Annotated in this window: 17 protein-coding genes (1 of these 17 cut by a window edge); 8 read left to right on the top strand and 9 right to left on the bottom strand. The window is 57.4% G+C overall.

The window, feature by feature from the left end; genetic code table 11:
- Positions 1-682, bottom strand: partial view of a tyrosine--tRNA ligase gene (gene tyrS, locus KP808_RS22745; protein WP_058408581.1) — the 5' portion only. Its footprint begins 530 nt before the window's first position; only the first 682 of its 1,212 coding nucleotides appear in the window; the start codon lies at positions 680-682; the stop codon falls past the left edge of the window.
- A 201-nt stretch (positions 683-883) separates the two neighbouring features.
- Between tyrS and KP808_RS22750 the strand changes: the two genes are divergently transcribed.
- Both KP808_RS22750 and KP808_RS22755 read left to right on the top strand, forming a co-directional pair.
- On the top strand, positions 884-2,302 hold the full coding sequence (locus tag KP808_RS22750; protein WP_230016942.1) for a peptidoglycan DD-metalloendopeptidase family protein: 1,419 nt from the start codon (positions 884-886) through the stop codon (positions 2,300-2,302).
- Between the two features lie 3 nt (positions 2,303-2,305).
- Positions 2,306-3,400 carry an anhydro-N-acetylmuramic acid kinase gene (locus tag KP808_RS22755; protein ID WP_058408580.1) on the top strand — a complete coding sequence of 365 codons (1,095 nt, stop codon included), beginning with the start codon at positions 2,306-2,308 and terminating at the stop codon, positions 3,398-3,400.
- A gap of 62 nt (positions 3,401-3,462) precedes the next feature.
- Here the strand turns inward: KP808_RS22755 and erpA are convergent, their stop codons facing one another.
- A complete protein-coding gene (gene erpA / locus KP808_RS22760) occupies positions 3,463-3,813 on the bottom strand; it encodes an iron-sulfur cluster insertion protein ErpA (RefSeq protein WP_002551953.1) in 351 nt (116 codons plus the stop codon).
- Positions 3,814-3,912: 99 nt separating this feature from the next.
- Positions 3,913-4,947, bottom strand: coding sequence for an N-acetyl-gamma-glutamyl-phosphate reductase (gene argC, locus KP808_RS22765; RefSeq protein ID WP_230016943.1), 1,035 nt, complete (start codon positions 4,945-4,947; stop codon positions 3,913-3,915).
- Positions 4,948-5,080: 133 nt separating this feature from the next.
- On the opposite strand from argC, the gene hemJ reads away from it, so the two are divergent.
- From hemJ to coq7, 5 genes are all read left to right on the top strand, one after another.
- On the top strand, positions 5,081-5,509 hold the full coding sequence (hemJ, locus tag KP808_RS22770) for a protoporphyrinogen oxidase HemJ (protein WP_058408578.1): 429 nt from the start codon (positions 5,081-5,083) through the stop codon (positions 5,507-5,509).
- 108 nt (positions 5,510-5,617) lie between these two features.
- On the top strand, positions 5,618-6,526 hold the full coding sequence (locus tag KP808_RS22775) for a DUF805 domain-containing protein (protein WP_058408577.1): 909 nt from the start codon (positions 5,618-5,620) through the stop codon (positions 6,524-6,526).
- A gap of 63 nt (positions 6,527-6,589) precedes the next feature.
- Complete coding sequence (locus KP808_RS22780; protein ID WP_002551949.1) at positions 6,590-7,366, top strand: SDR family NAD(P)-dependent oxidoreductase; 777 nt, start codon at positions 6,590-6,592, stop codon at positions 7,364-7,366.
- A gap of 103 nt (positions 7,367-7,469) precedes the next feature.
- Positions 7,470-7,808, top strand: coding sequence for a histidine triad nucleotide-binding protein (locus tag KP808_RS22785; RefSeq protein WP_230016945.1), 339 nt, complete (start codon positions 7,470-7,472; stop codon positions 7,806-7,808).
- A gap of 121 nt (positions 7,809-7,929) precedes the next feature.
- Positions 7,930-8,577 (top strand): 2-polyprenyl-3-methyl-6-methoxy-1,4-benzoquinone monooxygenase, encoded by a 648-nt coding sequence (gene coq7, locus KP808_RS22790; protein WP_230016946.1) that lies wholly within the window; start codon positions 7,930-7,932, stop codon positions 8,575-8,577.
- A gap of 76 nt (positions 8,578-8,653) precedes the next feature.
- Here the strand turns inward: coq7 and speD are convergent, their stop codons facing one another.
- Both speD and KP808_RS22800 read right to left on the bottom strand, forming a co-directional pair.
- The gene (gene speD / locus KP808_RS22795) at positions 8,654-9,448 is read right to left on the bottom strand and encodes an adenosylmethionine decarboxylase (RefSeq protein WP_002551946.1); all 795 of its coding nucleotides are present in this window, start codon (positions 9,446-9,448) and stop codon (positions 8,654-8,656) included.
- Positions 9,449-9,690: 242 nt separating this feature from the next.
- Positions 9,691-10,113, bottom strand: a complete 423-nt coding sequence (locus KP808_RS22800; RefSeq protein WP_057404116.1) for an OsmC family protein — start codon at positions 10,111-10,113, stop codon at positions 9,691-9,693.
- A gap of 209 nt (positions 10,114-10,322) precedes the next feature.
- Here KP808_RS22800 and crp point away from each other — a divergent pair, with 209 nt between their 5' ends.
- On the top strand, positions 10,323-10,967 hold the full coding sequence (crp, locus tag KP808_RS22805; protein WP_005743964.1) for a cAMP-activated global transcriptional regulator CRP: 645 nt from the start codon (positions 10,323-10,325) through the stop codon (positions 10,965-10,967).
- 11 nt (positions 10,968-10,978) lie between these two features.
- On the opposite strand, the gene KP808_RS22810 is transcribed toward crp, so the two are convergent.
- The 4 genes from KP808_RS22810 to KP808_RS22825 are packed head-to-tail and all read right to left on the bottom strand — an operon-like array spanning position 10,979 to position 14,207.
- Positions 10,979-11,674, bottom strand: a complete 696-nt coding sequence (locus KP808_RS22810; protein WP_230016948.1) for a lipoate--protein ligase family protein — start codon at positions 11,672-11,674, stop codon at positions 10,979-10,981.
- 29 nt (positions 11,675-11,703) lie between these two features.
- Complete coding sequence (trpC, locus tag KP808_RS22815; RefSeq protein WP_054097258.1) at positions 11,704-12,540, bottom strand: indole-3-glycerol phosphate synthase TrpC; 837 nt, start codon at positions 12,538-12,540, stop codon at positions 11,704-11,706.
- On the bottom strand, positions 12,537-13,586 hold the full coding sequence (gene trpD, locus KP808_RS22820) for an anthranilate phosphoribosyltransferase (RefSeq protein ID WP_058408574.1): 1,050 nt from the start codon (positions 13,584-13,586) through the stop codon (positions 12,537-12,539). The genes trpC and trpD overlap by 4 nt, the downstream gene beginning before the upstream one ends.
- A gap of 21 nt (positions 13,587-13,607) precedes the next feature.
- Positions 13,608-14,207, bottom strand: a complete 600-nt coding sequence (locus KP808_RS22825) for an aminodeoxychorismate/anthranilate synthase component II (protein WP_230016950.1) — start codon at positions 14,205-14,207, stop codon at positions 13,608-13,610.
- Positions 14,208-14,261: the final 54 nt, after the last annotated feature.

Raw genomic sequence — 14,261 nt, forward strand, 5'->3', positions numbered from 1 at the left:
ACATCTTCTTCACGCCATCCAGGCCTTCCAGCAGCGGCATGGTCAGAATGCATTGCGGCTCCTGCCCATACGCACGCTGAAGCTCGCGCCCCATCAGCAGGTTGAATTTCTGATCAGTACCACCCAGCTCGACGTCAGCCTTCAAGGCCACGGAGTCATAACCCTGCACCAGCGGGTAAAGGAATTCATGAATGGCGATGGACTGATTGCTTTTATAGCGCTTGTCGAAATCGTCACGCTCAAGCATACGGGCGACTGTGTACTGCGAAGACAAGCGAATGAAGTCAGCCGGACTCAGCTTGTCCATCCAGGTGGAGTTGAACGCGACTTCGGTCTTGGCCGGATCGAGAATCTTGAAGACCTGAGACTTGTAGGTTTCGGCGTAGTCGAGAACCTGCTCACGGGTGAGCGGCGGGCGCGTCGCGCTTTTGCCGCTCGGGTCGCCGATCATGCCGGTGAAGTCACCGATCAGGAAGATGATCTGATGCCCCAGGTCCTGAAACTGCCGCAGCTTATTAATAAGCACGGTGTGTCCAAGGTGCAGATCGGGCGCTGTCGGGTCGAAACCAGCCTTGATACGCAGTGGCTGGCCACGCTTCAGCTTCTCGACCAGTTCGGCCTCGACCAGGAGTTCATCTGCACCGCGCTTGATCAGCGCCAGCTGTTCTTCAACCGACTTCATTTCAGCCCCCAACTCAAAGGGAACCAACCTTACAAGATCAGAGCCCAATTACAAGTTTTGCCCAGCGTTCGCCTGCGAATCAGTGACTGATACGCGGGAAGGGTTGCTTCGAGCAGGTTTTGGTTATATTTTATACAGTTATTTCATCTTCATCATGTCATTCATCTTTTCCATTTCACCTTTTTCAAAGTCAAATTACCTATGAAAGACACACCGCCTAAAGCGCCCCCGCTTTATCCGAAGAGTCACCTGCTCGCTGCAAGCGGCATTGCCGCATTGTTGAGCCTGGCTCTCCTGGTTTTTCCTTCCAGCGAAGTTGAAGCCAAACGAACGAATCTTTCCCTTGATCTGGAGATGCCGGATCAGGACGCACAAGACCAAGACGCTCCAGACGCTGCTCAAGCCACACCTGAAACCACTGAATCGCCATTTGCCCAGATCGACAATGCCGATGACCAGGCCCAAGACACCGCCACAGCACAGTCTGAAGCAGAAAAGCCGGCGCCGGCCAAAGACCCTAACCATCGGGAAGTGATCGTCAGCAAGGGCGATACGCTTTCGACTCTGTTTGAAAAAGTCGGGCTGCCAGCCGCTACCGTTCATGAAGTGCTGGCCAGCGACAAGCAGGCCAAACAGTTCACCAAGCTGCAGAACGGGCAAGCCTTGCAGTTCGAGCTATCGCCGGACGGCCAGCTCAAGCAACTGCATACCAAACTCAGCGAACTTGAAACCATCAGCCTGTCGAAATCGGCTTCCGGCTTCGTTTTCAATCGCGAAATCAGCAAGCCCAACGTGCGTAAAGTCTACGTCCACGGGGTGATCAACAGCTCACTTTCACAGTCAGCACAGCGCGCCGGCCTGACTCATAGCATGACGATGGACATGGCCAACATCTTCGGCTACGACATCGACTTCGCGCAGGACATCCGCAAGGGTGACGAATTTGACGTGGTGTACGAACAGAAACTGGTCAACGGCAAAAGCGTCGGCACAGGCAATATCCTGTCCGCTCGCTTCACCAACCGTGGCAAGACCTACACCGCCGTTCGTTACACCAACAAGCAAGGCAATACCAATTACTACACGGCCGACGGCAACAGCATGCGCAAGGCATTCATCCGCACCCCGGTAGACTTTGCCCGCATCAGCTCCATGTTCTCGATGGGTCGCAAACACCCGATCCTCAACAAGATCCGCGCGCACAAGGGCGTCGACTATGCAGCGCCACGCGGTACGCCGATCAAGGCGACCGGCGATGGCAAGGTTCTGCTCGCTGGCCGTCGCGGCGGTTACGGTAATACCGTCATCATCCAGCACGGCGATACCTACCGCACGCTGTACGGTCACATGCAAGGCTTTGCCAAAGGCATACAAACCGGCGGAACCGTTAAGCAAGGTCAGGTAATCGGCTATATTGGAACTACCGGCTTGTCTACTGGCCCGCACTTGCACTATGAATTTCAGGTCAATGGCGTTCACGTAGACCCGCTGGGCCAGAAGCTTCCGATGGCGGATCCGATCGCCAAATCCGAAAAACAGCGGTTCATGCAGCAAAGCCAGCCGTTGATGGCGCGCATGGATCAGGAAAAGGCCACCACGCTGGCCTCGAATAAAAGGTAATCCATGGACTTCTTCTATATAGGTGTGATGTCCGGCAGCAGTCTCGATGGGATTGATATCGCCCTTTTGAAGCAGGATGACCGATCAAGGCTTCTGGCTACTCACTACATCCCGATGCCGGAAGATCTGCATGCCGAACTGCTGGGGCTTTGCTCCAGTGGTGCCGATGAGCTTGCACGCGCAGCAATCGCCGAGCAGAAGTGGTGCAGGCTGGTCGCACAGGGCGTGCAGACCTTGCTGGAAGATCAAAACATGGTGCCCGCTCAGATTCGCGCCATTGGCAGCCACGGCCAGACTATTCGTCATGAACCTGCGCGCGGCTACAGCATTCAGATCGGCAACCCGGCGCTGCTGGCAGAGCTGACAGAAATCACCGTGGTAAGCGATTTTCGTCGTCGCGACATCGCCGCAGGTGGACAGGGTGCGCCGCTGGTGCCCGCCTTCCACGAAGCACTGTTCGACGATAACAAAGATCACCGCGCCGTATTGAACATCGGCGGCTTCAGCAATTTGAGCCTGATCGAGTCCGATCGCCCGGTCGAAGGCTTCGATTGTGGACCCGGCAACGTACTGCTTGATGCGTGGATACAATCCCAGCGCCATGAAAGCTACGACAAGGATGGGGCGTGGGCGGCGAGCGGCAAGGTTGATCAAGCCCTTCTCAAGAAACTGCTCAGCGATCAGTTCTTCCTGACCAAAGGCCCAAAAAGCACCGGTCGGGAAGTATTCAACCTGGGTTGGGTGCACCATCATCTGTTCCAGCTGCCAACGTTGACTGCTGAAGACGTGCAAGCCACGCTGCTGGAACTGACTGCACTGACCATCACAGAGTCGCTGCAATCGGCACAAGCGGTCACCAAGGAGCTTCTGGTCTGTGGCGGCGGCGCACATAACAAGGCGCTGATGAAACGCCTTGCAGAGCTATTGCCCACTACCGAGGTCAACAGTACCGAGAAGTTCGGCGTAGACCCTGACTGGGTTGAGGCCATGGCGTTTGCCTGGCTGGCTCATTGCTGCCTCGAAGGCGTACCGGCCAACCGCCCAACGGTAACCGGCGCCAAAGGCAGACGTGTTCTGGGCGCGATCTACCCCGCCTGACGTCATGCCACAATGCAAAACGCCGCTCAATGAGCGGCGTTTTTGTTTACAGCACGCTTCGATCAGATCGAGAACGAGGAGCCACAGCCACAGGTCGTGGAAGCATTCGGGTTTTTGATCACGAATCGCGAACCCTCAAGCCCTTCCTGATAATCGACTTCTGCGCCAGCCAGGTACTGGAAGCTCATCGGATCGACAACCAGACTTACGCCCTCGCGCTCGACGATAGTGTCATCGTCGGCCACGTCTTCATCAAACGTAAAGCCATACTGAAAACCTGAGCAGCCGCCACCTGTAACGAATACACGCAGTTTCAGACGATCATTGCCCTCTTCGTCGACCAGGGTTTTCACCTTGTGCGCTGCATTCGGAGTGAACTCCAAAGCGGTAGGCGTGAAGGATTCGACACTCATGTCAGATATCTCCCGGCGTTAGCCGTCGTAATGCGTAATGACGGCATTATCCGCTTCTCCTAGAAAATCGGTCAACTATTTGCTGGACGGCGGCATTCCTTACGGCATCATGCCCGCGTGAGACAAACCGGCACGCTCATCAAGACCAAACAGGATGTTCATGTTCTGAACCGCCTGACCTGACGCACCTTTGACCAGATTGTCGATAACCGACAGCACGACAACCAGATCGCCGCCCTGTGGACGGTGCACCGCGATGCGGCAAACGTTGGCTCCGCGCACACTGCGGGTCTCGGGGTGGCTGCCTGCGGGCATTACGTCCACAAAAGGCTCGTCGGCGTAGCGCTTCTCGAACAGCGCCTGCAGGTCTACCGAACGATCAGTGACCGTCGCATAGAGCGTGGAGTGAATGCCACGAATCATCGGCACCAGATGCGGGACGAACGTCAGGCCGATATCACCGCCCGCAGCGCGACGCAGGCCTTGGGTGATTTCAGGCAGGTGACGGTGGCCCTTCACAGCGTAGGCCTTGAAGCTTTCATTGGCTTCCGAGTACAGCGAACCGATGTTCAGACCACGTCCAGCGCCGCTCACGCCAGATTTGCAGTCGGCAATCAGACGAGTGTTATCGGCAATACCGGCTTCAAGCAGCGGCAGGAAACCCAATTGGGTAGCCGTCGGATAGCAACCCGGCACGGCGATGAGCCGCGCATTCTTGATCTGCTCGCGATTGACTTCCGGCAGCCCGTACACCGCGTCTTCCAACAGTTGCGGAGCGCCATGAGGCTGGCCGTACCACTTGGCCCACTCGACCGGGTCCTGCAGGCGGAAGTCGGCAGACAGGTCGATCACCTTGGTGCCTGCCGCAAGCAGTTCACCGGCCAGCGCATGAGCAACACCGTGAGGCGTGGCGAAGAACACCACATCACAGGCACCCAGGGTTTTCACGTCAGGTACGCTGAAAGCCAGGCCGTCGTAGTGACCTCGCAGGTTCGGGTACATCTCGGCGACTGGCATGCCGGCCTCCGAGCGCGAGGTAATGACCACTACTTCTGCCTGCGGATGCTGTGCCAACAGACGCAGCAGCTCGACCCCGGTGTAACCCGTGCCGCCGACGATACCGACCTTGACCATAACCTGCCCTCAACGAAACAACTGGAAAGCGGTCGATAATAGGAGCCTATCGCCTCTGCGACAACCGACAACGTGACGTACGGACGCACAAGACACTACTATTCGGCCACCGTGAACCTGGGAATAATCAAAAATGCTCTATCTATGGGTCAAAGCGCTGCATGTCATTTCAATGGTCTGCTGGTTTGCAGCCCTGTTCTATCTGCCAAGACTGTTCGTCTACCACTCGATGAGTGAGGACACGGTCAGCCGTGAGCGCTTCATGGTGATGGAGCGCAAGCTCTACCGTGGCATCATGACCCCGGCGATGATCGCAACGCTGGTCTTCGGCGGCTGGCTGATCAGCTTTGATGCCAGCGGTTATTTCAGTCAGGGCTGGATGCACGCGAAGCTGACACTGGTGTTCCTGCTGATCGGCTATCACCATGTCTGTGGCGCACAGGTCAAACGCTTTGCCCGCGGAGAAAATGGCCGCAGCCATGTGTTCTATCGCTGGTTCAACGAGATTCCTGTGCTGATCCTGATCGCTATCGTCATTCTGGTCATCGTCAAACCCTTCTGACCGGAAAGCATTCGGCCTCTCCAGCAACACAACAGGGCGCTCGGCTTTACGCAATGTGTAACGCAAGCGCCCGGTACTGTTCCCACCCACAAGACAAGGAAGCCCTGTATGGCCGATTCCCTCTTCAAGATTGTATTTGAAGGACAGGTGCGTGAAGGCGTCGAGCTTGATACCGCGAAGGCCAACCTTGCGGGGTTGTTCAAAAGCGAAGCTCGCGCAGTGCAAAAGTTGTTCAACGGCCAGCCCGTTGCGCTCAAGCGCGGGCTGACCCACACAGATGCAGAGCGCTACCTGAAGGCACTTAACGATGCAGGTGTCGAAGCACGCATCGAACCGGACAGCGACATCAGCCTGAGCCTCAATGAAATAGCGAGCCCGCCACCACAAAAACCCGCGCATCTGGAAATATCGCCCTATGCGCCGCCCAAAGCACAGGTTGGCGGTGATCAGCCGGAGCATTCGACTCTAAAAGTCCTGAGCATAAACGGGCGCATCGGGCGTTTGCGCTATCTGGCCTGGAGCCTGGTATTGAGCGCAGCGGCACTGGCGCTGGTTGCCGTGTGCCTGCTGACGATGAACGAGTCACTGGTCGCTGGCGGGCTACTGAGCGCGGTGGTGCTCGTGGTGTTTGCAGTCATCGGTGCACAGATCGGTATACAACGGCTGCACGACCTGGGCTGGTCGGGCTGGCTTTTACTGCTGACGATGGTGCCCTTCATAGGCAGCGTCTTCCCGTTCCTCATGGTCCTGCTGCCGGGGACAAAAGGCCCCAATCAGTTCGGCCCGCCGCCACCGCCGAACTCGAAAGGCGTAAAGACGCTGGCCATTCTGTGGCTGTTGCTGCTACCGATTATTCTGATTGGCCTCACTGCCGGAGGCGCAGGCATGCTGCGCGACGAGCTGGAACTGCAGACCGACGAGTACGAGCAATCCCTCCCGTACGACGATGAACAAGACCAGGACAGTGCCTTGGTCGTGCCGGTGGATGTCAACAAAGAGCTCAAAGAAACACAGTGACACGTAATAGACTGCTCACGGTTCGGCAGACTGCCGGGCGCAATATGCTCAATGGAGAAATGCATGACCCGTTACGCCCTGATCACCGGCGCGTCCAGCGGCATAGGCCTGGCGATGGCCGAAGCGCTGGCGCGCCGTGGTCGCAGCCTGATTCTGGTCGCCCGCCAACGCGACCTGCTGGAAACAATTGCACTGGAATTGACTCAGCGTTTTGGCGTGGAAGTGCTGTTTCGTGCATGCGACCTGGGCGAACCGCTGCGACTATCGGGCTTCCTGCTGGAACTGGAAGACGGCGCGCATCAGATTGATCTGCTGGTCAATGCAGCGGGCATCGGCACGTGCGGACCTTTTCTGGCGCAGGACTGGAGCGCCGAGCAGGACCTGATCGACCTGAACATCCTCGCACTGACTCGCCTGTGCCATACCGTCGGCAACCTCATGGCCATTCAAGGTGGTGGCCAGATACTCAATGTCGCCTCGGTGGCGGCTTTCCAGCCAGGGCCGTGGATGAGTACCTACTACGCGAGCAAAGCGTATGTACTGCATTTTTCCGAGGGGCTGCGCGAGGAAGTGAAGAAGGCCGGGGTGAAGGTCTCGGTGTTGTGCCCCGGCCCGACCCGAACGGCTTTTTTCCGTACCGCGCAGTTGCAGGTCAATGTCGACAACCTGATGAGCCCCGAAGAAGTGGCCCTGTATACCGTTCGCGCACTGGCAAAGGACCGTGCGGTGATCATCCCCGGCTTCAGCACCCGGCTATGGACGTTCAGTCCGCGCCTGGTCTCGCGCTGGCTGGCCCGCCAGATCAGCGGCTACATCAACAGGAAGTACTGCCCACGCTGACAGACAAACGACTGGGCGAGCGGCGTCTCGCTCAGTACACTCAGGCGCACTGCTGCTCAGCGATACCCTGCGACCACCATCAACCGACAAGGAGCAAACGGCTGTGGAAACTTTGTTTACCAAGATCATCAATCGGGAAATTCCGGCGAAGATCATCTACGAAGATGACCAGGTACTGGCTTTTCACGACATCGCCCCACAGGCACCCGTGCATTTTCTGGTTATCCCGAAAAAGCCCATTCGGACCCTGAACGATCTGACCGAAGAAGACAAAGGCCTGGCGGGGCATATCCTGTTCACAGCGCAGCGTCTGGCTATTGAACTGGGTTGTGAAGAAGGCTTCCGCGTGGTCATGAACTGCAATGATCTGGGCGGACAGACCGTTTATCACATTCACATGCATGTACTCGGTAAGCGTCAGATGAACTGGCCGCCGGGCTGATCCAGCGTTTCCGGGCTTTGCAGCCGGTCAGCGGCCGTTATGTTCGCTGGCCGGCCGACACAAGCCCTGCTGCCTGCGGCCGATTCGGGTAAACTGCCCGCATGATCTTCCGGAGGTGCCCATGGCTACCGAACGTCACTATTCCCCCCTCGACCGTCTTTTACTGCAAGCCGATAGCGCAATGCGTACATTGCTGCCATTGAGTGCACATCCGCAGCGCCCCTCCCCTGCGGTCGTCCAGCCCGATCACAAGATGAGCGACGTCGACACTCGCCACGTTGCAGGCCTGATGCGCATCAACCATACCGGTGAAGTCTGCGCTCAGGCGCTGTACCAGGGACAGGCGCTGACAGCGAAGCTGCCCAAGGTGCGCAAGGCGATGGAGCATGCGGCTGAAGAGGAAATCGATCACTTGGTGTGGTGCGAACAGCGCATTCATCAGCTTGGCAGCCATACCAGCGTACTGAACCCGCTGTTCTACGGCCTGTCCTTCGGGATCGGCGCGGTAGCCGGCGTTATCAGCGACCGGGTCAGCCTGGGTTTCGTCGCGGCGACAGAGGATCAGGTCTGCAAGCACCTGAGTGAACACCTTGAGCAATTGCCGAGCGAGGACGGAAAGTCGCGGGCCATTCTGGAACAGATGCTCAGTGATGAAGAACACCATGCCGAGTCAGCGCTGGAAGCAGGCGGCTTTCGCTTCCCGGCACCGGTCAAGTTCGGCATGAGCGTACTGGCCAAGGTCATGACCAAGTCGACTTATCGCATCTGACGACGCAACCGGACCGATAAGGACGAATAAAAAAGGCGCCTGCAACAGGCGCCTTTTCATTACCCGAAATACAGGCTTATACCGCTACGTTACGGCCGTAGAAGATTTCCAGCATTTCGTGTTTGACCTTGGCGGTCACTTGTTCGCGCTGCTCGGCAGACAAGTTGCTGGTCGCGTCGCCGAACAGGTAGTTATCCAGTTCGAACTGCTTGAGCAGCATCTTGGTGTGGAACAGGTTTTCCTGATACACGTTCACGTCGGTCATCTGGTAACCGTTGCGCGTGTCTTCGGACAGGTAATTCTGGATCGAATTGATTTCATGATCGATGAAGTGCTTCTTGCCTTCCACGTCACGGGTAAAGCCGCGCACGCGATAATCGACGGTCACGATATCCGACTCGAACTTGTGAATCAGGTAATTCAACGCCTTGAGCGGTGAAATAACGCCACAGGTCGACACATCGATATCCACGCGGAACGTGGCGATGCCATCTACCGGGTGAATTTCCGGGTAGGTATGAACCGTGATGTGGCTCTTGTCCAGGTGCGCCAGGATGGTTTCCGGCAGTGGACCTGGCGACTCTTCGATCTGGCTTTCGGTAGGCGTCACCGGCTGCTCGGAGATCAGAATGGTCACACTGGCACCTTGTGGATCGTAATCCTGACGCGCAATGTTCAGGATGTTGGCACCAATGATATCGACAACATCAGTCAGAATCCGCGTCAGGCGTTCTGCGTCGTACACACTGTTGATGTATTCGACATACGCCTGCTGGTCCTGCGGGGTTTCCGCATAGCAGATGTCATAAATGTTGAAGCTCAAGGTCTTTGTCAGGTTATTGAACCCGTGGAGCTTGAGTTTGCTTTTCACCGTTAAAAACTCTCTATATGGGTGCGGCGCCAGCCGCGTGATCAAGCATGCCCGTCAGTTGAGTCCGGCTCATCTGCGTAGGACGGTTAACACCTCTTCGCGTTGGCGATTTTGGTTGTCTGTTCGGGCCTGCAGCAGAAAACCAGTACATGCTGCGCCCTGAAAAAGTGGCGCATTATGCAGACGTCCGAAGCCGTCTGCCAGAGTGTGCGCCGTTTTTATGATCGTTGGATGTCTGGCGTTCAGGTCAACTCGACAATTTCATAATCGTGAGTGATCTTCACACCCGCGTTTCCGAGCATTATAGAAGCAGAGCAATACTTCTCCGCTGACAACTCGATAGCCCGTTTGACCTGAGCTTCTTTCAGGCCGCGGCCCTTGACGACGAAGTGCAGGTGAATTTTGGTAAACACTTTCGGATCTTCATCCGCGCGCTCGGCGTCAAGAAATGCCTCGCAGCTTTCCACTGGCTGGCGCGACTTCTTCAGGATGCTCACCACGTCAAAGTTGCTGCAGCCGCCCAGGCCGATCAACACCATTTCCATCGGGCGTACACCCAGGTTGCGGCCACCGCTTTCAGGCGGGCCGTCCATCACTACCACATGACCGCTGCCGGATTCGCCGAGGAACATGGCTTCGCCAGCCCATTGAATGCGTGCCTTCATCGCCAGGACTCCACTGTAAAAAAGGGGTCGCCAGCTTAGCACAGCGCCAAACGCTGCCTGGACGCATTGGAAAAATGCTTTTCGTAGGAAACGCGTAGGAATATTCGCAAATAGCTTCCTACACGTCTGGAAAAGCTGGTGAGAATGCAGGCGCAGCCGATACCTACAGGTATGCCATTTGGCCATACACCTTATTTCGGAAGTCACGCATGGTCGCAATAACTTTTACGCCCAAAGCAAACAGTCTCGACAAGCTGCTGCCCCATGCGGAACGCCGCCGCTGCCCCGCCAAAAGCAACATCATCAATGCGGGTGATCGCTCTGAGTCTCTGTTTCTGATCTTGAAAGGCTCAGTCACGGTTCTGATCGAAGATGACGAAAGACGCGAGATGATCGTCGCCTATCTCAACAGCGGGGATTTTTTTGGTGAACTGGGTCTGTTTGAGCAGCCGGGACGCGAATCCGTGCGCAGCGCATGGGTGCGAGCCAAGACCGAATGCGAAGTGGCCGAGATTTCATACGGCGCCTTCCGCGAGCTGACCCGCCAGGAGCCGGAAATTCTTTACGCGCTGGGCAGCCAGATGGCCGAACGCCTGCGCAACACCACACGCAAGGTAGGTGATCTGGCGTTTCTGGATGTCACCGGGCGAGTAGCTCGCACGTTGCTTGAGCTGTGCAAGCAGCCAGATGCAATGACCCACCCGGACGGGATGCAGATCAAGATTACCCGCCAGGAGATCGGACGCATCGTAGGCTGTTCAAGAGAAATGGTCGGGCGCGTGCTCAAGGCCCTGGAAGAACAGAGCCTGGTCAACGTCAAGGGAAAAACGATGGTGGTGTACGGTACGCGCTGAACCTCTGCCAGTCAGAGTTCAGCGAGCAGCTGCCGATAGGCCTGCGCCAAGCGCGGCAGAACGTCGACATCCGGAAACACTTCGTGCAAGGCAATGTGGCTTTCGGCCCGAACACGTGGCTCAAGTTCACAAAGCTCATTGAAGCGGTTGACCGCTCCCGCCATCTGTACACGCTCATCATCCAGCAGCAATGCGCCGTGGGCCAACACTACAGGACGCGTTCCGCCCTGACTCTGCCGCCAGCGCTGGGCAGTTCCGACCATCTTGCGACCATCGAGGTTGACGTTGAAGCGGCCGTCACAGAATGCACCTGCCACTTCGCCCAATGAAGCCTGGCCGCCCAATTCGACCAGCAGGTCGAGCAGCGGCTGACACAAGCGCAGGTAGGCGGTTTCTATGCGGTCACGATCAACATCAGCAGCGGGCTGTGCATAGACCAGCGCGATATTCACCGTGGCAGAGGATTGTGGCACCGGCTCACCACCGGTTTCACGCAACAACACGGGCCATCCATTGTCAGCCAGGGTCTCGCTTGCCTCGACAAAACCCGGCAAGCGGCTCATGCGCCGCGGCATGACCAGCGCCCGGTCATTGGGTCGCCAGAACAGCAACCCATGATCGGCAGCGCCGGAACACACAGCCGCCAGAAGGTCCTGCTCGGCCTGCAAGCCTTGTTCGACGCAGATGTCGATGATCGAGTCTTGCATGCCGGACCTCAGTGTGGTGTTCAGTTCAGTCAGTCGATGGACGGGCCGCTCGCCGCAAGCTTGCGCTCCGGAAAGAACAGCCGCTGCAACTCGGCGCCCGGGTGTTCGGCGCGCATGAAAGCCTCGCCCACCAGGAACGAATAGACATCGTTGATTTCCATCAACTCGACATCCGCACGATTGAGAATGCCGCTTTCGGTGATGACCAAGCGATCACGCGGGATGCGCGGTAGCAACTCCAGCGTGGTTTCCAGGCTCACTTCAAAGGTGTGGAGGTTGCGATTGTTGACACCCACCAGCGGTGTATCAAGCGTCTTGAGTGCGCGCTCCAGCTCGTCGCCGTCGTGCACCTCGACCAGTACGTCCAGCCCGACACGCTTGGCAACGTCGGCCAGCTCAGCCATTTGCGCGTCTTCCAGTGCCGACACGATCAGCAGAATGCAGTCAGCGCCCAGCGCGCGAGCCTCGACCACCTGATAAGGATCGATCATGAAATCCTTGCGGATCACCGGCAAATTGCACGCCGCCCGAGCTTCCTGAAGATAGGCATCGGAACCCTGAAAGAAATCGACATCAGTGAGCACTGAAAGACAGGTCGCGCCTCCCGCCTGATAACTTCTGGCGATCTCGCCCGGCAGAAAATTCTCCCGGATAACGCCTTTGCTTGGAGACGCCTTTTTGACTTCTGCGATGACGGCAGGCTGCTTCAACCTGGCCTGAGTGATCAGCGCGTTGGCAAAGCCACGTGGCGCACCGGCGCTGGCAACCTGTTGTTCAAGTTCGGCGAGGCTGACAATTGCTCGACGGGCCGCAATTTCCTCGGCCTTTCGGACAAGAATCTTTTCCAGTACGGTTGGCACGCTCATGCTTCGTTCTCCTGTTTGAATACTGCCGTGAAGGCACCCAACTCTTCCAGCTTTTCCCGCGCAAGGCCGGTGTGCAGGGCATCGTGTGCCAAGGCCACACCCTCTTTCAGGCTGGTCGCATGATCGGCAGCATAGAGCGCGGCGCCGGCATTAAGCACGATCATTTCCGCGGCTTTCTGCCCGTTCTCGGTCTTGCGTCGCCCAAGCGCATCACGAATCAGTTCCAGCGAAACTGCCGGACTTTCCACAGCGAGGCCATACAGACTCTGGCTTTTGATGCCGAGGTCTTCGGGCTGTACCCAGTATTCAGTCACTTCGCCATTTTTCAGCTCGGCAACGAAGGTCGGCGCGGCCAGACTGAACTCGTCCAGGCCGTCCTGCGAGTGCACCACCAGCACATGCTTGCTGCCCAGCCGCAGTAGCACTTCGGCCAGCGGCCGGCACAACGCCTGATTGAACACGCCGACGATCTGGTGGCGAACCCCAGCCGGATTGGTCAGCGGGCCAAGCATGTTGAACAGTGTGCGCAGCCCCAGCTCTCGGCGCGGCCCGGCAGTGTGCTTCATTGCGCTGTGATGGGACTGGGCAAACATGAAGCCGATGCCCACGCTGTCAATGCAGCGAGCCACCTGAACAGGCGTAAGGTTCAGATAAACCCCGGCGGCTTCCAGCAGGTCGGCGCTGCCGCTCTTGCCCGACACTGCGCGGTTGCCATGTTTGGCCACCGTGCAGCCAGCAGCGGCAATGACAAAAGCCGACGCCGTGGACACGTTGAAAATGTTTGCGCCGTCACCGCCAGTGCCAACGATGTCTACAACGCCATCCAGTGTTTTCAGCTCAACACTGCTGGCCAGCTCACGCATGACCGAAACAGCACCGACGATCTCATCGATGGTTTCACTCTTCATGCGCATGCCCATCAGAAACGCACCGATCTGCGCTTCGGTGCATTGGCCGGTCATGATCTCGCGCATGACGTCGCGCATCTCGTCAGTGGTCAGGTCCAGCTGGTTGACCACGCGGTTCAGCGCGCTTTTGATGTTCATGGGGGTAGTCATAAAAAATCCTTAGCCCTGACGATGGCCGCCGCTCTGCTTGAGAAAGTTGGCGAACAGCTCGTGGCCCTGCTCGGTCAGAATCGACTCAGGGTGAAACTGTACCCCTTCCACGTTCAACGTTTTGTGACGCAGGCCCATTATCTCGTCAACCGAGCCGTCTTCCAGCGCAGTCCAGGCGGTCACTTCCAGGCACTCGGGCAAGGTATCGCTTTTTACCACCAGCGAGTGGTAGCGGGTTACCACCAGTGGATGATTAAGGCCGTCGAACACGCCGCCGTCCTGATGCACCACCGGGCTGGTTTTGCCGTGCATCACCTGACGCGCACGCACCACATCGCCACCAAAGGCCTGCCCGATGGACTGATGCCCCAGGCACACACCCAGAATCGGCAGTTTGCCCGCGAAATGTTTGATCACTTCAAGCGAGACACCGGCTTCATTGGGTGTGCACGGGCCGGGCGAGACCACGATGCGTTCGGGGTTCAGGGCTTCGATCTGTTCAATGGTCAGTTCGTCGTTACGAATGACTTTGACATCGGCCCCCAGCTCACCGAGGTACTGCACGACGTTGTAGGTGAACGAATCGTAGTTATCGATCATCAGCAGCATTTTGCTATCAACCTTTTGATTTACTGACTTGATTCAGGCCTTCCGGATTCTGCT

The sequence above is a fragment of the Pseudomonas savastanoi genome (assembly GCF_020917325.1).
Classification (GTDB): domain Bacteria; phylum Pseudomonadota; class Gammaproteobacteria; order Pseudomonadales; family Pseudomonadaceae; genus Aquipseudomonas; species Aquipseudomonas amygdali.